Annotated in this window: 19 protein-coding genes; 15 read left to right on the top strand and 4 right to left on the bottom strand. The window is 64.9% G+C overall.

All coding sequences use genetic code 11. The features are described 5' to 3' along the window. Positions 1-316: 316 nt before the first annotated feature. Entirely contained in the window at positions 317-724 is a 408-nt protein-coding gene (locus BUB39_RS15875) for a GFA family protein (protein WP_073055140.1), read from the bottom strand. After that, a complete protein-coding gene (gene xth / locus BUB39_RS15870) occupies positions 721-1503 on the bottom strand; it encodes an exodeoxyribonuclease III (RefSeq protein ID WP_073055138.1) in 783 nt (260 codons plus the stop codon). The genes BUB39_RS15875 and xth overlap by 4 nt, the downstream gene beginning before the upstream one ends. Positions 1504-1713: 210 nt before the next feature. On the opposite strand from xth, the gene BUB39_RS15865 reads away from it, so the two are divergent. The 4 genes from BUB39_RS15865 (at position 1714) to BUB39_RS15850 (ending at position 5750) form a co-directional block, all read left to right on the top strand. Then, the gene (locus BUB39_RS15865; RefSeq protein ID WP_210187087.1) at positions 1714-3186 is read left to right on the top strand and encodes an MFS transporter; all 1473 of its coding nucleotides are present in this window, start codon (positions 1714-1716) and stop codon (positions 3184-3186) included. 135 nt (positions 3187-3321) lie between these two features. Continuing rightward, on the top strand, positions 3322-3747 hold the full coding sequence (locus BUB39_RS15860) for an OsmC family protein (RefSeq protein ID WP_073055135.1): 426 nt from the start codon (positions 3322-3324) through the stop codon (positions 3745-3747). A 78-nt stretch (positions 3748-3825) separates the two neighbouring features. Beyond that, on the top strand, positions 3826-5328 hold the full coding sequence (locus BUB39_RS15855) for an AMP nucleosidase (protein WP_139251497.1): 1503 nt from the start codon (positions 3826-3828) through the stop codon (positions 5326-5328). 11 nt (positions 5329-5339) lie between these two features. After that, positions 5340-5750, top strand: a complete 411-nt coding sequence (locus tag BUB39_RS15850; protein ID WP_073055133.1) for a hypothetical protein — start codon at positions 5340-5342, stop codon at positions 5748-5750. 56 nt (positions 5751-5806) lie between these two features. Here BUB39_RS15850 and BUB39_RS15845 read toward each other — a convergent pair whose 3' ends face one another. Continuing rightward, positions 5807-7021 (bottom strand): MFS transporter, encoded by a 1215-nt coding sequence (locus BUB39_RS15845; protein WP_073055131.1) that lies wholly within the window; start codon positions 7019-7021, stop codon positions 5807-5809. Between the two features lie 101 nt (positions 7022-7122). On the opposite strand from BUB39_RS15845, the gene BUB39_RS15840 reads away from it, so the two are divergent. Further along, entirely contained in the window at positions 7123-7896 is a 774-nt protein-coding gene (locus BUB39_RS15840; RefSeq protein ID WP_244540269.1) for a DeoR/GlpR family DNA-binding transcription regulator, read from the top strand. A 12-nt stretch (positions 7897-7908) separates the two neighbouring features. Here BUB39_RS15840 and erpA read toward each other — a convergent pair whose 3' ends face one another. Beyond that, complete coding sequence (gene erpA, locus BUB39_RS15835; protein ID WP_073055129.1) at positions 7909-8247, bottom strand: iron-sulfur cluster insertion protein ErpA; 339 nt, start codon at positions 8245-8247, stop codon at positions 7909-7911. Between the two features lie 99 nt (positions 8248-8346). Between erpA and BUB39_RS15830 the strand changes: the two genes are divergently transcribed. From BUB39_RS15830 to tatC, 10 genes are all read left to right on the top strand, one after another. Further along, positions 8347-9558, top strand: coding sequence for a deoxyguanosinetriphosphate triphosphohydrolase (locus tag BUB39_RS15830; RefSeq protein WP_073055127.1), 1212 nt, complete (start codon positions 8347-8349; stop codon positions 9556-9558). 45 nt (positions 9559-9603) lie between these two features. Further along, a complete protein-coding gene (gene argS, locus BUB39_RS15825; protein WP_073055125.1) occupies positions 9604-11358 on the top strand; it encodes an arginine--tRNA ligase in 1755 nt (584 codons plus the stop codon). Between the two features lie 63 nt (positions 11359-11421). Next, the gene (locus BUB39_RS15820) at positions 11422-13107 is read left to right on the top strand and encodes an SPOR domain-containing protein (protein WP_073055123.1); all 1686 of its coding nucleotides are present in this window, start codon (positions 11422-11424) and stop codon (positions 13105-13107) included. A 145-nt stretch (positions 13108-13252) separates the two neighbouring features. Continuing rightward, positions 13253-14287 (top strand): beta-N-acetylhexosaminidase, encoded by a 1035-nt coding sequence (gene nagZ, locus BUB39_RS15815; RefSeq protein WP_073055121.1) that lies wholly within the window; start codon positions 13253-13255, stop codon positions 14285-14287. A 7-nt stretch (positions 14288-14294) separates the two neighbouring features. Continuing rightward, positions 14295-15113, top strand: a complete 819-nt coding sequence (locus BUB39_RS15810) for a segregation and condensation protein A (RefSeq protein WP_073055119.1) — start codon at positions 14295-14297, stop codon at positions 15111-15113. Further along, on the top strand, positions 15106-15777 hold the full coding sequence (gene scpB / locus BUB39_RS15805) for an SMC-Scp complex subunit ScpB (protein ID WP_244540268.1): 672 nt from the start codon (positions 15106-15108) through the stop codon (positions 15775-15777). The genes BUB39_RS15810 and scpB overlap by 8 nt, the downstream gene beginning before the upstream one ends. A gap of 49 nt (positions 15778-15826) precedes the next feature. Then, positions 15827-16966, top strand: a complete 1140-nt coding sequence (locus BUB39_RS15800) for an ABC transporter ATP-binding protein (RefSeq protein WP_084527465.1) — start codon at positions 15827-15829, stop codon at positions 16964-16966. 99 nt (positions 16967-17065) lie between these two features. Continuing rightward, positions 17066-17296, top strand: a complete 231-nt coding sequence (locus BUB39_RS15795) for a twin-arginine translocase TatA/TatE family subunit (RefSeq protein WP_073055107.1) — start codon at positions 17066-17068, stop codon at positions 17294-17296. Positions 17297-17374: 78 nt separating this feature from the next. Beyond that, on the top strand, positions 17375-18115 hold the full coding sequence (tatB, locus tag BUB39_RS15790) for a Sec-independent protein translocase protein TatB (RefSeq protein ID WP_073055105.1): 741 nt from the start codon (positions 17375-17377) through the stop codon (positions 18113-18115). Further along, entirely contained in the window at positions 18115-18933 is an 819-nt protein-coding gene (gene tatC / locus BUB39_RS15785) for a twin-arginine translocase subunit TatC (protein WP_073055103.1), read from the top strand. Before tatB ends, tatC begins: the two co-directional genes overlap by 1 nt. Positions 18934-19187: the final 254 nt, after the last annotated feature.

The following is a 19187-nucleotide window of genomic DNA, read 5'->3' as shown; positions in this document are numbered from 1 at the left end:
CTATCGGCAGGAGCTTGCATGACTTCGGTGAGTCCAGTGGATCCGGCGGTAAGCATCTATCCTCTACCTATGAGTGCACGTCGCGCGCGGTTTGAAGCGAGGAACGCCCGGCGCCATCGGTTGAAGCTGCCCAAGGGTCATCCCTATCGGAGCCTGCCTATCTGGATCCCGTACAAGCTGGCGATCATCATCAGCCGGAGCCAGTATCAACCCTCTTGACGGCGCATACGAGCTGGCCCGGCACGCGGCAAGGCGAGCTGATCAGAGATATGCGTCAGCAATCGGAAGGTTATTCCGGAATGTCGGGAGCGCGGACTTAGCCTTCGGGCTCGTCGAAGTGCGAAGGCAGGGCACTGTCGAAGCCCTTGGCGGCGCTGCGGCGGCTACCGACCCAGATATTGTGCTGAACCGGAAAGCGGTCCGGCTCGTCGAGCGAGGCGAGGGTGACATCGATGCGGATGTCGTCGTCGGTCATGGTCATCATCAGCGGCGTGCCGCAATCGGCGCAGAAATGCCGCCGGCCGAGCGACGATGATTCATGGATCGCGGGCGCGCCAGCCGTCAGGTGGAAAGCCGACGAGTCAAACGTCGCCCAGGTCAGGAAGAGCGCGCCGCCCGCAAGTTGGCAGAGCCGGCAATGGCAGTGACAGACGAGGCGCGGCGGCTTGTCGATCCGGTAATGGATCCGGCCGCACAGGCAACCGCCGGTGATCGCCTCGGTCACAGCGAAAGCTCGACGAAAACAGGCACATGGTCCGACGGCTTTTCCCAGGCCCGGACATGCTTGTCGATTCCGACCGATACCAGATGGTCGGTAGCGCGGGGCGACAGCAGCACATGGTCGATGCGGATGCCGTTGTCCTTCTGCCAGGCGCCGGCCTGATAGTCCCAGAAGGTGTAGAGGCCTCCTGCATCCGTCGTCGCGCGCAACGCATCGGTAAATCCGAGCGCCTCGATCGCGCGCAAGGCCTGCCGGCTCTCGGGCTGGAACAGCGCATCGCCCGTCCAGAGAGACGGATCCTTCGCATCTCGCGGCTCGAGGATGACGTTGTAATCGCCGCCGAGCACCAGCGGCTCTTCGATTAGAAGCCGCGCCGCAGCCCAGGTCCGGAGCCGCTCCATCCAGGCGAGCTTATAGGCAAACTTCTCCGTGCCGATCGGATTGCCGTTCGGCAGATAGAGCGAGACCACGCGGAGGGCGCCTGAGGGCACCGAGAACACGCCCTCAATGAAGCGCGACTGCTCGTCGCCGTCATCGCCCGGCAGGCCGCGATTGACTTCGTCGAAGGGAAGCTTGGAGAGCAGGGCGACGCCGTTGAAGCCCTTCTGGCCATGCGTCGCGACATTGTAGCCAAGGTCTTCGAAGGCGACGGCAGGAAAGCCTTCGTCGACCGTCTTGATCTCCTGCAGGCAGACGATGTCCGGCTGCGCCTCGCGCACCCAGGCGACGGCCGTCTCGATGCGAGCCCTGATTCCGTTGATGTTCCAGGTGGCTATTTTCATGCGCGGCAGACTAGTGCGAGAGCAGGGCGGTGCATAGATGCCGGCATCCCGATCCGTGCGGCCGCCGGGAAATGTCCTTCCGGTTCATTCGGTCGCAGCAATGAAGAGGACCTGCGTCGGCAGAGAATTCGTATATACCGACGCGACCTGTTGGAGCGCGACGGTGGCCAAGGGGCTGAGGGCCCGGTTTGCCGAAGGGGAGACGACGCATTGGATGCACAGACGAGCGCCGTGGCGGATGCCGCCGTTGAACCGCCTCTCAAGGGCATGGCGCGACGCATTGCGATCCTGGTGGTCCTCCTCGCGTTCTTCATGGATATCCTCGACGGCACGATCGTCAATGTGGCGATACCCTCGATCCAGAACGGCATTGGCGCCGATTACGCCGCCATCCAGTGGATCGTCGCGGGCTATGCGCTCACCTTTGCGCTGTTCCTGATCCCCGGCGGCCGCCTCGGCGACATCTACGGCTACAAGACGATGTTCCTGATCGGCATGGCGGGCTTCACGGTCGCCTCCGCCGTCTGCGGCTTCTCGACGACCGGCCATGGACTAGTTGCGGCCCGCCTGTTCCAGGGCGCGACTGCGGCGATCATGGTCCCGCAGATCATGTCGATGATCCAGATCCTCTATGTCGATCCCAAGGAACGGCAGCACATCTCGGCCTATTACGGCGCCATCGCCGGCCTTGCCAGCGTGCTTGGACCGATCCTCGGCGCACTGCTCGTTGCGAGTAGCCTGTTCGGACTCGGCTGGCGCATGATCTTTCTGGTGAACGTCCCGGTCGGTATCTTTGCGCTCATTGCGGCCTGGTTCGCGCTGCCGAATGCGAAGTCGCCGCATCCGCTGAAGCTGGACCTGACCGGAACGGTGCTGGCGCTGCTCGCGATGAGCCTCCTGACCTTTCCGCTCATCCAGGGCCGCGAGCAGGGCTGGCCGCTCTGGGGCTTCGCCATGATCACGGCCTCCTTTCCCGCCTTCGTGCTGTTCGCCTGGAGCCAGCGTCGACGGGATCGCATCGATGGCTCGCCGCTGGTGGTGCCGGATCTCTTCCGCTACCGCTCCTTCGTGGTCGGTATCCTCATCGCTGGCAGTTTCTTCGGCGTCGTCGGCGGTTTCTTCCTGACCCAGACGCTTTACATGCAGCTTGGGCTTGGCTTCTCCGTCTTGGAGGCCGGCTTGACCGGCATTCCGTTCTCGCTCGGTGTGGCAGTGGCGGCCGGCGCATCGGGGCCGCTGCTCGTGCCACGCTTCGGGCGCCTAGTGCTGACCGTTGGCTGCTTTGTGCTCGCCGCCGCCATCGCCGGCCTCGGTCTGACGGCCGACTGGCTCGGGCATGACGTGACGCCGATCGACATGATCCCGACATTGATCATCGGCGGCATCGGCATGGGGCTGATTGTCTCGCCGGTTTTCAATTTCGTGCTCGTCGACGTACCAGTGCGTCATGCCGGTTCGGCTTCGGGCGTCGTCAGCGCCGTTGGCCAGGTCGGCACCGCGATGGGCATCGCGCTGACCGGCGTCGTATTCTTCGGGCGCCTTGCGGTCACCGCGCAGGATTTCGTCAGCGCCTTTGTCTGGTCGACCGGCTTCGGTGCCGCCGCCATGGTGATCGTCGGCTTCCTGACCTTCTTCCTGCCTCGGTATGCCAGGCCTCGGGACGACGTTTTCGGCGCCCATTGAGGGCAGCCTTTTTACCGTTAGCGACGCGCCCCGTCTTGGCGCGGTGATCTGCCGACCCTAACTTGAAGCGCGGAGCCGCAACGGCTCCATCTGCAATCTGCCGGTTTGCCGGCGGCGCGTTCAAGGGAGAAACGAATGCCGACACGTATTTCGGACGCCGAATGGAAGGGCGATCTCAAGGCCGGCAAAGGCTCGGTGAAGCTCGGAAGCGGCGCCTTTGAGGGCCAGTACAATTTCTCGTCCCGCTTCGAGAGCGGCGTTGGCACCAATCCCGAGGAACTGATCGCCGCGGCGCATGCGGCCTGCTTCTCGATGGCGCTCGCTGCCGGCCTCAGCGGCGCCGGCCACACGGTCGACAGCGTCCACACGACGGCCAAGGTCAAGGTCGATCCGGTATCCGGCGGTTTTGAGATCACCTCGATCCAGCTCGTTACCGAGGCGAAGGTGCCGGGGATCGACAAGGGAGCTTTCGACGAGATCGCCGCGGCGACCAAGGAAGGCTGTCCGGTCTCCAAGGCACTGAAAGCCGTGCCGATCTCGCTCGACGCCAAGCTCGTCTGAGAGAGCGCAATTGTCCCAGCCGGCATGCCTTGACCGGGCCGGCCGGCTGGCGGACAGTCTCGCCCCATCGAGGGGTGCATGATGACACGAGACTATCCGCGCGAGACGATCCCGTTCGACCTGCCGCCTCCGTTTCCAACCGAAGCTTTCACCGACGCCAGCAGGGCCGTCGCACGACTGATCGAAATCTACGACGCCCACACGAAGCATCTGCGCGATCGATTCTTCGCCATGCTGAAGGGTGATGTTCCGCCCGGCCGCGTCCGCGCCACATACCCGCAGATCGCCATCAGCACATCGAGTTTCGCCAAGGTCGATACCCGTCTTGCCTATGGCCATGTTTCCGGTCCAGGCGATTATGCGACGACGGTGACGCAGCCCGAACTCTTTCGTACCTATTTGACCGAGCAGATCCGACTGCTGCTGCGCAATCACGGCGTTCCCGTCATGATCGGGCCGTCGAACCTGCCGATACCGCTGCATTTCGCGTTCCCGAACGGCGTCCATGTCGAAGGCGAACTCGCCGAGCGCATCGAGCGGCCGCTGCGCGACATCTTCGACGTGCCGGATCTCGCCGTCACAGATGATGCGATCGTCAATGGCACCTATGAGCCTGTGCCCGGCACGCCGTTGCCGCTTGCGCCTTTCACCGCGCCGCGCATCGACTATTCGCTGTTCCGCCTGGCGCACTACACGGCGACAGGCGCCGAGCATTTCCAGAATTTCGTCCTCTTCACGAACTACCAGTTCTATATCGACGAATTCTGCGTCCGCGCCCGCAAGCTGATGGCCGAGGGCGGCGGTGGCTATTCGGCATTTGTCGAGCCCGGCAACCTGCTGACGCCCGCGGGTCATCAGGAGCCGGTTTCCGGCCGCGCACCGCCGCGCCTGCCGCAGATGCCGGCCTATCATCTGAAGTTTGGCGCGTCCTCCGGCATCACCATGATCAATATCGGCGTTGGCCCGTCCAACGCCAAGACGATCACCGATCATGTCGCGGTGCTGCGGCCGCATGCCTGGTTGATGCTCGGCCATTGCGCGGGCCTCAGGAACAGCCAGGCGCTGGGTGACTATGTCCTGGCGCACGGCTATGTCCGCGAGGATCACGTCCTTGACGCCGATCTCCCAAGCTGGATTCCCATCCCGCCGCTCGCCGAGGTGCAGGTGGCGCTGGAGGAGGCCGTCGAGGAAGTGACGGGACTGGCGGGCTATGATCTGAAGCGGATCATGCGCACCGGCACAGTCGCAACGATCGACAACAGGAACTGGGAACTGCGCGACCATCGCGAGCCCGTGCAACGCTTCTCGCAGTCGCGTGCGGTGGCGCTGGACATGGAATCGGCGACGATCGCTGCGAACGGCTTCCGCTTCCGCGTTCCTTATGGAACGCTGCTCTGCGTTTCCGACAAGCCGTTGCATGGCGAACTGAAGCTGCCGGGCATGGCTTCGGAATTCTACCGGACGCAGGTCGGCCAACATCTCGAGATCGGCATCCGCGCGCTCGAAAAGCTGCGCGAGATGGCGCCGGAGCGGCTGCATTCGCGCAAGCTGCGCAGCTTTACCGAGCCGTCATTTCAATAGGACGCCGGCCTTTGGCATTCGCGATCAAGGCCGCAATCCTCGACGCCGCCGCCGAGACGTTCGAGTTTCCGGCGCAAAAGACGATGTATGGCGGCAAGGCGATCGCGGCCGGTGACGTGGTCTTTATCTTCGCGAGCGAGAACCACGGTGGCCGTGGCCTGTTCGCCAGGGGCAGGGTGATCGGCGTCGAACCTCTGCCGCGAGTGCCAGGGCCAGGTCGGCAGACGCCGCGTGTCAGTGTCAGGGTTCGCCGCGAATCGCTGGCGACAAAGCCTTTGGGTCGCGCCGAGTTGAAACCCTTCGCGAGCTCAGACACCGACGCAGGGCTGGCTGAACTGCAGTTTAAGTTCTATCGCCAGGCAACCGACAAAATCGTCGGTCTATCCGAAGCGGCGACAGCGGCCCTTGACCGCTTCTTCTGAGATCGAGCGACCTGCGGCCTACTGGCGCGACACGTCGCCCGATTGGGTGTGCTCGATCAGAACGCGTCCTGATGAGCCGAGGCCTTGGCGACGGCGTCGCCTTCGCCCGGAAGGCTGGCCTTGGCCGGCTTGCGCCCCAGCGAGCCGGCGGTCAGGAAGCTCACGACCACCAGCGGCAGGCCGAGGCCGAAGGCCGAGCGGATGCCCCAATGCTCCGCAACAAAGCCGAGCAATGGTGGTCCGAGCAGGAACACGACGAAAGCGATCTGCGTTAGCGCGGCGACATTGATCGCCGCGGGTCGATCGGTCCGCTGCGCCGCCGCCGATACGGCGAGCGGGAACAGTGTCCCGGAACCGACGCCAAGCATCGCAAACCCAAGAAGCGACACCGCTGGCATCGGTGAGAAGAACACGAGTGCTATGCCAACGGCCATGACGACGATCAGCGTGCGCGCGACCGCCGCCGGCGAATGTCGATCGACGAAGCTGTCGGCGAAGAAGCGCGTCGTTGCCTGGCAGAAAGCGAACACTGCCACTGCGAACGCGGCGAGGAAGGGCCCCGCTTCGAAGACGTTGCGCATATAGATGGCCGACCAGTCGAGGCTGGCGCCCTCCATCAACATCGCCGATAGCGTCACAGCGACGAGCACGAGGATGGCGCCGGTCGGCCGCGCGAATTTCGGCGTGGCCGTCTCGCTCGTCTCGCGCTTAGGCGAGGGCTGGTATCCGCCAAGGAAGAGGCTGACCCCGAGTATGGAGATCAGCACGACCAGCGCGAGATGCACCTGCACAGAGATGCCCAGATGGGCAATGACGCCGCCGAAGAGACCGGCGCTGAAGAAGCCGATGCTCCAGAAGGAATGCGCGCGGTTCATGATGCGCCGCCCGATCAGGAACTCGGTTCGGTCGGCCTCGACATTCAGGATGATCTCGACGCAGCCGAGCAGCACGCCGACCGGGAACAGCAGCAGGAAGAAAGCGATGGGCGACGGCGCATGGCTCGCAAGAGCATAGCCAAGTGCGACCAGCGGAATGAGAGGCAGAAGCGCGCGGCGGAAACCGATGCGCTCCAGGAAGGGCGCCGCCACAGTCAGCGAGACAAGCGTGCCGAGCGGCGTCCCGATCAGGCTGAGCCCGAGCGCGCCTTCCTGCACGCCCATGGCCGCTTTGATGTCAGGCAGGCGCGGGAAAATGTTGCCCATGCTGAACGCATAGACGGCGAAGGCCGCATAAATGCGGTGCTGGGGTCCGAGCGGCAGGCCGAAGCGCATCGCTATTCTCGATCGAAGGAGGACGGGAGGCGGGCCGAAGCAGCACCTGAGGGGAGACGAGATATTGCATGCCCCGCCCAACCATGCAAGAACGTGCATGAATGGGTGTGAACATACATATCCTCGCCGAGGAGCGGTACCGGGTCATCCGTGACCTGCTGACGGTGCACGGCCAGGTTCTGGCGACCGATCTCGTGGCGCGCTTCGGCGTTTCCGAGGATACCGTGCGTCGCGATCTGCGCGAGCTGGCGCGTCTCGGCGCCTGCCGCCGTGTCTATGGCGGCGCCGTGACCGCCGCACCCAATCGTGGTCCCGTCGGTGTCCGCGCCGCCATCGCGCCTGAGGTTAAGGCACGACTTGCCGCCGAGGCGGTCAAGCTGCTCGTGCCGGGCCAACTCGTCTTCATCGATGCGGGTTCGACAAATATCGCCATAGCGCGCGCGCTGCCGGCCGGCATGGCGCTGACGGTCGCCACCAACGCGCTGGGCGTCGCCAGCGTGCTCTCCGAAAATCCGGACGTAAAGCTGATCGTGCTGGGCGGTGCGTTCGATGCGTCGACAGGCGCCTGCCTCGGTGCGGAGACCGTTCGGGCGATCGACAGGCTCGGCGCGGACCTCATGTTTCTCGGCGCTTGCGCGCTCGATGCGTCAGCCGGCGTGACGGCGTTCGATCCTGATGATGCCGAAGCCAAGCGGGCCATGGTCGGCAACAGCCGCCTGATCGCGGTCGCGGCCATCGCCGACAAGCTGGCGACCGCTGCGCCCTACCGGGTCGCACCGATGACGGCAGTCAGCCATCTGGTCACAGAATTATCAGTGCCAGAAGAGATGACAGCGGCAATCGAGGCGCTGGGCTGCGCCGTGCACCGCGCCTGAGCGCAGCGCCAATCAGATAGCGAAGCTGGTGCCGCAGCCGCAGGAGGAGCTGGCGAGCGGGTTCTTGATCTGGAACGACTGCCCGATCAGATCGTCGGCGAAATCGATTTCCGATCCCTCCATGAACGGGATCGAGACCGAATCAATCAAAACCGTGGCGCCGTTCTTTTCAAGGACGAGATCGTCGGGATTTCGTGCGGTATCGAGATCGAAGCCATACTGGAAGCCGGAACAGCCACCGCCCGAAACGCTGATGCGCAGCGCCGTACCATCCGCTTCCTTGGAAAGGATGCGGGCAATGCGCTTTGCGGCCCGGTCGGAAAGCGTGATGTCGAGCGTTGCAGTCGTCATGAGGATGTTCCGTTGCCGGCCTACCGTTGGCAGGCCCTTCGCGATAGTTAAGAACGCGATCGGCAGTGTCAATGCGCCGAATGGACGGATGGCGGCAGCGTGCAGCACGAATTCGATGGATTGATCGGCTTTGGCGGCGCGGCGCGGGCGCCTTTCGCCGCCGATCCGACAGCGAGCCGTGGCCGCCTACACCCCGAGCCGGCGAGCCCCACGCGGACGCCGTTCCAGCGTGACCGCGACCGCATCATCCATTCAACCGCCTTCCGCCGCCTCAACAACAAGACCCAGGTCTTCCTCTACGACGAGGGCGACCATTTCCGCACCCGGCTGACCCACACGATCGAGGTGGCGCAGATCGCTCGTGCGCTCGCTCGGGCTCTGCGCCTCGACGAGGATCTCGCGGAGGCCGTGGCGCTGTCGCATGACCTTGGCCATACGCCCTTCGGCCATGCCGGCGAGCGCGCGCTCGATCGCGTCATGAGCCCCTATGGCGGTTTCGATCACAACGCGCAGAGCCTGCGGGTCGTCACTAAACTCGAGCGCCGCTATCCGGATTTCGACGGGCTCAACCTTGCGTTCGAGACGCTGGAGGGCCTCGTCAAACATAATGGCCCGCTGCTGGCGCCAGGGGCGGATGCGGCGACGCTTCCCGCTGCGATCCGGGCCTATTCAGCCGAGCAGGACCTCGAACTTGCGACCTTCGCCTCCGCCGAGGCGCAGGCAGCGGCGATCGCCGACGACATCGCCTATGACGCGCACGACATCGACGACGGACTGCGGGCGGGGCTTCTCAGCGTCGATGGGCTGCGCGAAGTACCGTTTCTGGCGGAGATCATGGCAGCGATCGAGCGCGCGCATCCGGGCGTCACCGGACCGCGCCTCATCAATGAGATCGTCCGCCGCGTCATCACCCGGATGATCGAGGACGTGATCGGCGAGTCACTTCGGCGCATCGTGGCCGCTGACCCGCGCTCGATCTCCGGCGTGCGCTGTCTCGGCCGTCCACTGATCGGCTTCTCCGAGGAAATGGCCGCGGCAGACCGGGCTGTGAAAGCCTATTTGAAGCAGAACGTCTATCGTCATGATCGCGTGATGGCAGTCATGCGGTCGGCCGAGGCAGTCCTTGAGCGACTGTTCGAGCGCTATTTCAGCGACGCTGCTGCGCTTCCGGACGAGTGGCGGCCGTCGCCCGACGACGCGGATCCTGCGCGCCGCGCGCGCCGCATTGCCGACTTCCTGGCGGGCATGACCGACCGTTATGCGCTGCGGGAGCACAAGCGCCTGTTTGACGCATGGCCCGATTTGGGCTAGGCGCCAGCATCCCTTTAGAGCTTCGCCGAAGGCATCCGTCTGATCATGAACATCTTCCGCGACTTCACCGCGCGCGTCACATCGGCCGTCGAGATCATTCTCGCGGCCGGCGGCCATGAGGGCACGGATCTTTCGCGTATCGTCGTCGAGCCGCCGCGCGACGCCGCGCATGGTGATCTTGCCACCAATGCCGCCATGGTGCTGGCCAAGCCACTCGGCCTGAAGCCGCGCGATCTCGCCGAGGCCGTCGCCGGCCGCCTGCGCGATGACGAGGACGTCGCCTCGGCGGAGGTCGCCGGTCCCGGCTTCATCAATATCACGCTGTCGGAAGGCTACCGCGCCCGCGGGCTGAAGGCCGCCATCCTGGCTGGCCCAGACTATGGCCGCAGCACGATCGGCAGCGGCACCAGCGTCAATGTCGAATATGTCTCGGCCAACCCCACCGGCCCGATGCATGTCGGTCATTGCCGTGGGGCTGTCGTCGGCGATGCGCTCGCCAACCTGCTTGCCGTCGCCGGCTACGGCGTAACCAAGGAATACTACATCAATGACGCCGGCGGCCAGGTCGACGTGCTCGCCCGTTCGGCGTTCCTGCGCTACCGCGAGGCGCTGGGCGAGACGATCGCCATTCCGGAGGGACTCTATCCGGGCGACTATCTGAAGCCGGTCGGTGCCGCGCTCGTCGAGCGCTTCGGCGATACGCTGCTGGCGGAGACGGAGGCCGAATGGCTTCCAGCGGTTCGCCAGACCGCGATCGACATGATGATGGCGATGATCCGTGATGATCTCGCGCTGCTCAATGTCCACCACGATGTCTTCTTCTCCGAAGCCTCGCTCGGCGGCGACAATGGCGGCAAGATCAAGTCGACTATCGATGATCTGACCGAGCGCGGCTTCGTCTATCGCGGCACGCTGCCACCGCCGAAGGGCCAACTCCCTGAGGACTGGGAGGATCGCGAGCAATTGCTGTTCCGCGCCACCGATGTCGGCGACGATATCGACCGGCCATTGGTCAAGTCCGACGGCAGCTACACCTATTTTGCCGGCGACGTCGCCTACATGAAGGACAAGGTCGACCGCGGCTTCAAGCGCCTGATCTATGTCCTCGGCGCCGACCATGGCGGCTATGTGAAGCGTCTTCAGGCGCTTGGCCGCGCTCTTTCAAACGGCACCGTAAGCGTCGAAGTGCTGCTTTGCCAGCTCGTGAAGCTCTTCCGGGCCGGTGAGCCGGTGCGTATGTCCAAGCGGTCGGGCGATTTCGTCACGCTGCGGGATGTGGTCGAAGAGGTTGGCCGCGACGCAGTCCGCTTCATGATGCTGTATCGCAAGAGCGACGCGCCCCTCGATTTCGATTTCCAGAAGGTCACCGAGCAGTCGAAGGACAACCCGGTCTTCTACGTCCAGTATGGCCACGCCCGCGCGGCCTCGATTCTCCGCAACGCAGCGATCGAGCTTCCGGGCATCGATCTTTCGGCGCAAAGCCTTGCGGAGACAGACCTTTCGGTCCTTCAGGACCAGGGTGAAATCAGCCTGCAGCGGCGGCTCGCGGAATATCCGCGCCTCATCGAGGGCGCGGCTGAATCGCATGAGCCGCACCGCATCGCCTTTTTCCTTTATGAGCTCGCGGCCGAGTTCCATCAGCAATGGAACCGCGGCAAGGATCTGCCGCAATTACGCTTTATTAACGCTGATGAGCCAGCATCGACCATGGCTCGGCTTGCCCTTGTTCATGCCATAAAGCAGGTGCTGTCATCCGGGCTCGATGTGCTTGGCGTGAGCGCACCTGAAGAGATGCGTTGAGCGTCTTTATCACGAGCGTTATTTCGGCCCGCTTGAGAGCGGGCAGGCGGAGAGTGTAACGCGATGGCAGATCGCTTCGACAAGTCTTTTGCGCGTCGCCCTTCAGGTGAGGTTCCGCGCCGCGATGACGCGGCCGATCTTCCCGAGGACGATCCGCTGGTGGAACTTGCTCGCATTGTTTCGGGCAATGAAAGTTTCGACCAGATCCTCGGCTCCCGCTATCAGCCCCAGGACCCGCCCCGCCAGGCGTCGCCGCGTTCGGCACAGCCGCCGCGCGACACGTCGTTCGACCTCGAGGCGGAGCTATTGAACGACCTTCACTCCTCATTCGATCCAGCCGCACGGCCGGTGCCGCGTGCGCCCGAGCCGCGTGCGCCGGACCCAAGGCTGTCCCAGCCGCGTGCACCGGAGCCAGTCCGGGCGCCGTCGCGTGCTGCCGACCCGGCGCCCCGCGCCGACGATTTCGACCATATGGCCGTGCGTCCCGGAGCGCCGATCGCGCCGCCGCGCGCTGCCATTCCGGCAGCCCCCGCGCCCGAAGCCTATGTCGCCGCCCCGGATTTCGGCCGCGGCCGCGTCTCTGAGACGATGCAGCGGCGCCCGGCGGCGCAGCCGGCTCCCCCGCTTCGCGATGACGACGACTACGGCGATGACTACATCGATGATGAGGATCTGCGCGCCGACTATGAGGACGGTGACAACGGCTATCTCGATGAGCCCGATTTCGAGGGCGAGCCGCCGCGCCGTTCCCGCAAGGCGCTCATCACCGTCGGTGTTGTTCTCGCCGTGCTGGTTGCAGGCGGGCTTGGTGCATTGGCGCTGAAGGGTCGATCGTCGGTCAGCGGCGGCGGCACACCGCAAGTAATCGCAGCGGACCAGAGCCCGACCAAGGTCGAGCCGGAGGTTCAGCCGACGCAGAACCAGGACACACAGCAGAACAAGCTGATCTACGACCGCGCCGATCCCGACACAGCATCGCCGGACCAGCTCCAGATTCCGGACAACGGCACCGCCGACGCCACCGCACAGTCGAACGAGAGCCAGGCGAGCCGCGAGATTTCGCGGATCATCCTTCCAGGCGGCCCTGGCGACCAGTCATCGAGCCCGGCAGTTCCGGGCGGCGTGGACAACACGGTGCCCAATACCGGTGATGATTCAGGTCCGCGGAAGGTCCGCACGGTCGTCGTGAAGCCGGATGGCACGATCGTCTCCAGCGAGGCCGCGCCGCGTGGTGCGACGCCGGCAGCCAATACGAATGCGCCGGCATCGACCGATGCTGCCAGCGCCACGTCGCCGACCGCGCTGCAGACGCCTGCCGCAGATGGCGCTGACACGGCGCCGTCGACGGCCGCGGATGACACGGCTCCCGCCATGGCGGCCCCTGCGAAGGACGCTTCGCAACTCTCGGCTCCGGCTGCGGCAGCACCTGAGGTTGCCGCTGCGCCGACGCCCGTTCCGGCTACGCCCGAGCCTGCGGCGCCTGCCGCGACGCCTTCGAGCGGAGGGTTTGTGGTTCAGGTCTCGTCGCAACGCTCTGAGGGTGCCGCCCAGACGGCCTATAAGAGCCTGCAGCGCAAGTTCCCGAGCCTCATGGGCGATCGCGAGCCGGATATCGCCAAGGCCGATCTCGGTGCGAAGGGCGTCTATTATCGCGTCCGCGTCGGACCGATGGCGACGCGCGACGAAGCGGTCAATTTCTGCGAACAGCTGCGCGCTGCCGGCGGAACCTGTATCGTCCAGAAGAACTGATATCTCTTGGCCGGCCGCCCGTGCTGATGCTTCTGGTCAGCGGGCGGCCGGACTTGCTTTCAGCCGCCGAAGCGCGGAACGCTAGTGGAAATCGGACGGCCGGACGAGTCGCCGTCCGTCGAACGCGTGAGCGAGCATCGCCAGAATGACAGCCAAGGCCTTCATCTCCGGCTGTGCCGGCATTGCGCTCACTGCTGACGAGATCGCGTTCTTCCGCGAGGCGAGGCCCTGGGGCCTCATCCTCTTCAAGCGCAACATCGGAACGCCCGAAGACGTCTGCGATCTCGTCGCCACCTTCCGTGACGTTCTCGGCGATCCGGATCGGCCGGTGCTCATCGACCAGGAAGGCGGCCGCGTTCAGCGCATAGCCCCGCCACTTTGGAAGAGCCGCCCCGCCGCACAGTTCGCGGGGACGCTCTATGAGAGCGACGAAGCCGCAGGTCGACGCATGGCCTGGCTGCAGGGACGGCTGATCGCGGCGGATCTTGCCGATCTCGGCATCACGGTCGACTGCTTGCCCGTGCTCGATGTCGCGACGGCGGAGACCCACCCGGCGATCGGCGACCGTTCCTATGGTCACGATCCCGACATGGTCGCAATCCTGGGTGCTGCGGCCGCCGAAGGGCTGATGGCAGGCGGGGTCCTTCCGGTCATGAAGCATATGCCCGGTCATGGTCGCGCGGTGATCGACAGCCATCACGCGCTGCCGGAAGTTTCCGCCAGCCTCTCGACCTTGCAGAAGACCGATTTTGCGCCGTTCCGCGCTCTGGCGGCGCTGCCGATGGCGATGACGGCGCATATCGTTTTCAAGGCGATCGATCCTGACCAGCCGGCGACGACATCGCGCACGGTGGTGGACAGCGTCATCCGTGGTCAGATCGGCTTTGACGGCCTGTTGATGAGCGATGACCTCTCGATGAAGGCGCTCGGGGGCGACGTCAGCGAGCGCACGGCGCGGGTCATCGACGCCGGATGCGATCTCGTCCTCCACTGCAATGGCGACATGACCGAAATGCGCGCCGTGGCCGCCGCTGTGCCGACACTCCAAGGCCGCTCCGCTGAACGCGCGGCCGCCGCTCTATCTCACCGAGCCGCGGCCCATCCGTTGGATCGGGAAGCGGCTGAGGCGGAATTCATGATCCTTGCCGAGCGTTCCGGCTGGCCGCCGGCCGCGAGCTGAGCGCCCGATGGCGGAGGCGGCGCGCGGCGAGGGGGCCGGGTCCGAAGCCTGGGAGCGGCAGGACCGGCCAAAGGCGGATGCGGATGCGCCGCTCGTCGTCGATGTCGACGGCTTTGAAGGGCCGCTCGACCTCTTGCTGGCGCTTGCTCGCAACCAGAAGGTCGATCTCGCGCGCATCTCCATCCTCGCGCTCGCCGACCAGTATCTCGCTTATATCGAGGAGCTCAGGAAGCTGCGGCTGGAGCTTGCCGCCGATTATCTGGTGATGGCGGCATGGCTGGCATTCCTGAAATCGAAGCTCCTTTTGCCGGAGCCGCAAGCCGGGGACGAGCCAAGCGGGCAGGAACTCGCCGCAGCGCTTGCCTTTCGCCTGCAGCGCCTTGAAGCGATGCGCGAAGCGGCGGCGCGGCTCGTCAACCGCGACCGCAATGGCCGCGACGTCTTTCCGCGCGGCGCGCCCGAGCCGGTCGAACTGCTGCGTCGAAGCCGTTACTCCGCTTCGCTTTTCGATCTGCTCTCGGCCTATGCGGCGCAGCGGCAGCGGCAGATGGTTTCGATTGTCCATGTGCGGCGCCGGCAGGTCTGGTCGCTTGCCGAAGGGCGCGAATTGCTGGAGCGGATGATCGGTTCGATTGCCGAATGGACGCCGATGGAGGTGTTCCTGTCGCCCTATCTCGTTTCGCCCGAAATCCGGCCGAGCGTGCGGGCGAGTGCGTTCGGAGCCAGTCTCGAACTGGTGCGCGAAGGCAGGCTCGCGCTGCGCCAGGACGGGGCCTTCGCGCCGATCATGCTGCGGGATGCCGCGGCGAGGGATGACGATGCCTGAGCCGGCCGCGATCACCTCGCTGGCGCCTGAGGCGCAGCGCATGGCGCTCCGCATGGTCGAGGCCATTCTCTTCGCCAGTGCGGCCCCGCTTTCCGCCTCCGAGATCGCCGCGCGGCTGCCGGAAGGCAGCGATGTTGCGAGCCTGATCCGCGAATTGCAGCACGCCTATTCCGGCCGCGGCGTCAATCTCGTGCAGGTCGCGGGCAAGTGGATGTTCCGGACGGCGGGCGATCTCGCCTTCCTGCTGCAGCGCGAGCAGGAGGAGCCGAAGAAGCTCTCGCGCGCGGCGCTGGAGACGCTGGCGATCATCGCCTATCACCAGCCGGTAACACGGGCCGAAATCGAGGAAATCCGCGGCGTTTCAACCTCGAAAGGAACGCTTGACGTGTTGCTGGAAACCGGCTGGCTGCGCATGCGCGGCCGACGCAAGACGCCCGGCCGGCCGATCACTTATGGAACGACCGAAGACTTCCTCGTGCATTTCGGTCTCGAAAGCGTGGGTGATTTGCCGGGTCTTGAGGAGTTGCGCGGCGCGGGTCTGCTGGACGGCCGCATCCCGCCCGGGTTCTCTGTGCCCGAGCCCCGCGACGCGCCCGACCTGACCGCGGATGAAGACCCGCTCGACCCGGAGGATCTTCTGCCCTCAGGCCTCCGCGAGGACTGAACGCTTCAATTCTGTCGACCTCCAGCTGCCTTCGGGCTAAACCGCAGCCATGACCGCCAATATCCAATCGACAGTCGCCAAATCGCCGGAGAGCGCCCCTTCGCTCGAACGCACCGCATGGGGCCTCCGGGGAACTGCCGGCGTCACGATCGCCGCGCGGCTCGGTTTCGAGGGTGTCACGCATCACTATGGCAGCGAGGTTTCACTGCGCGGCATCGATCTTTTGGTCGAGCCTGGCGAGGTCGTTTCGCTGCTCGGCCGCTCGGGCTGCGGCAAGACCACGCTGCTCCGGGTGACGGCAGGTCTCGAAATGCCGTCGGGCGGCCGCGTGACCATCAATGGCCGCGAAATCGCCGGTCCGAAGACGCATGTCCCGCCCGAAAAGCGCGGCATCGGCTTGATGTTTCAGGACTATGCGCTTTTTCCACACATGACGATTCTCAAGAACGTCATCTACGGGCTGGCGTCGACGCCGCGCGCCGAAGCCGAGCGGCAGGGCCATCGGGCGCTAGCGCGTGTCGGTCTCGAAGGATTCGCCTCCGCCTATCCCCATGAATTATCGGGTGGCGAGCAGCAGCGCGTCGCGCTCGCCCGCGCCATCGCGCCGCGTCCGAGCGTCCTGCTGATGGACGAGCCGTTCTCGGGCCTCGACAAACGCCTCCGCGACCATGTCCGCGACGAGACGCTGGCCATCATTCGGGAGACTCGGGCGACCTGCATCATCGTCACGCATGATCCTGAAGAGGCAATGCGGATGAGCGATCGGATCGCGCTGATGCGGTCCGGGCGCCTGCTGCAGATCGGCACGGCGCGCGATCTCTATGAGCGTCCTATCGATCTCTACGCAGCCCGGTTCTTCTCGGAAATGAACGAATTCAACGGCGTTGTTAGCCATGGCGGGGTCGAAACGCCGGCGGGAATCGTCGATGCCGGCACGCGGTCCGAGGGAAGCGCCGTCACTGTCGGCATTCGGCCTCAGGGCGTTCGCCTCGGCGGGGAGGGTGTCCCCGGCCGGGTCGTCGGCCATCGTTTTCTCGGCGAGGTCGATCTCTACGACGTCGCGGTCGATGGCAGCGATGTTCCGGTCAAGGTACGGACGCGCGGACCCTTGCCTTATGGCGTTGGGGACACCGTTTCGATCGCGCTCGAGGCACGCGATGTCCTCGTGTTTGATAAAGTCTCACAATAGCCCTACATGCCGCATAGGGTTAGGTCAGGTTGCGGCAGCCGGACGGGTCTGCAATAGTTCGTCCCGGCTGCGCCGCAGAAGGCGCTTTGGAGAGGGTTCATGGGTTCGCTTAGCATTTGGCATTGGCTGATCGTGCTGGTGATCGTGCTTTTGCTGTTCGGCAAGGGCAAGATCTCGGACATGATGGGCGACGTCGCAAAGGGCGTGAAGAGCTTCAAGAAGGGGCTCGCGGATGAAGACGAGACCGTGGTCCGCCCGACCGGCAACATCGACCACAAGCCCGCCGACATCGTCACCCCGACGACCGACGAAAAGACGCGCACCAGCTAGCATTCGAGGAGCCGCCGGCCATGGGGAACCGCCGCGTCGTCGACGGGGCGTTTTTTGCATGTCGGCGGGCGTTGATCGATGTTTGATATAGGCTGGAGCGAAATCCTGCTGATCGCGATCGTCGCGATCGTGGTGGTCGGGCCGAAAGACCTGCCGCCGATGTTGCGTGCTGCGGGTCGCATGGTTTCGAAGCTGCGCAAGACGGCCGGCGAATTCCAGAGCCAGTTCAACGAAGCGCTGCGTGAAGCCGAACTCGACGGCGTCAAGGATTCGCTGAACGAGCTTCGCGGTCTCAATCCGATGAATGAGATCCGCAAGCAACTCGATCCGATTCAGGCGGCGCTCGCCAAGCCGGAGCCGGTGGCGAAGCCGGCACCCGCGCCGGTGCCGCCGCCGATGAACCAGCTCGCCCAGCCGATGACCGACGCAGATCTTGTTCCGGCGGCCGATCCGCTTCCGGTTGATCAGGCGGCCGCGGCGGAGAAGAAGCGGGCTCGCAAGCGGAAGCCGAAGGCCGAAATCGCCGAGGGCGAGGTTCAGCCTGCTTCGCCGAAGCGAGCCGCCAAGCCGAAGGCGGCTGCGGTGGTTGCAGAAGGCGAAGTCGTCGCTGTCGTGAAGAAGCCACGCGCGCCGCGCGCAAAGCCGGCCCCGCAGGACGTCGCGACAACGCCGCCGCCGGCAGAGCCGGTGCAACTCGATATGGCCTCGTCGCTCAGTCTGCCGGTGCATGCGCCGCTGGCGCCGACGGTTCCGGCCGCCCCGGCCAATGAGATCGCCGCCGCGCCGACGCCCGCGCCGCCGACTGAAGAGCGCAGTTGATGACCGACCAGCCGACGCATGAAGACGAGATCGAAGCCAGCCGCATGCCGCTGCTCGATCATCTGATCGAACTCAGGCAGCGGCTGATGTGGGCGATCGGCGCCATTCTGGTCGCCTTCCTGATCTGTTTCTATTTCGCCGGCACGATCTACAACATCCTCGTCATTCCCTATGAATGGGCCGTCGGCCCGGCGCAGGACGTCAAGCTGATCTACACGGCGCCACAGGAATATTTCCTGACGCAGATGAAGCTCGCGCTGTTCGGCGCCGTGTTCATCGCATTTCCGGTCATCGCCTCGCAGATCTACAAGTTTGCCGCGCCCGGGCTCTACAAGCACGAGCGCAACGCCTTCATCCCCTATCTCATTGCGACGCCGATCCTGTTCTGTCTCGGCGCCGCGCTGGTCTATTTCCTGATCCTGCCGCTGGCGCTGCATTTCTTCCTGTCGTTCCAGCAGACGGGCGGCAACGGCAAGGCTTCCATCGAGGCGCTGTTCAAGGTCAATGAGTATCTCGGCCTGATCATGACGCTGATCCTGGCCTTCGGCACCGTGTTCCAGCTGCCGGTGATCCTGACCTTGCTCGGCCGCGCCGGCATCGTTTCGAGCGAGATGCTGAAGTCGAAGCGGCGCTATGCGATCGTCGTCGCGTTCATCATCGCCGCGGTGCTGACGCCGCCGGACATGATCAGCCAGATCTCGCTCGCGGTGCCTGCCATCCTGCTCTACGAGCTCTCGATCATCTCGGTGCGCATGATCGAGCGCCAGCGGAAGGCAGCCGAGGCGGCAAAGGCAGCTGCCGACGCGAAGGACGAATAGAGCGGGCGATTTCGTCCCGTTCCCTTTCTCCGAATAAACCTCCACCGTCATGCCCGGGCTTGTCCCGGGCATCCACGTCTCGGGCATCGGCTCATGGTCGCGGACGGCTCAGCAAGTCGTGGATGGCCGCAACACGTCCGGCAATGACGGCTCGATAGTGGGAGTGGGACGACGGCACCTTTGGAAGCGAGGACATCGGCGCTTCATCGGAGGAAACGCCACCGTCGGCGTCGAACCCACGATAGCTTGGTTTG

The sequence above is a fragment of the Kaistia soli DSM 19436 genome (assembly GCF_900129325.1).
Classification (GTDB): domain Bacteria; phylum Pseudomonadota; class Alphaproteobacteria; order Rhizobiales; family Kaistiaceae; genus Kaistia; species Kaistia soli.
Note: the sequence above shows the minus strand (reverse complement) of the source record. Positions and strands in the feature narration are given on the sequence as shown.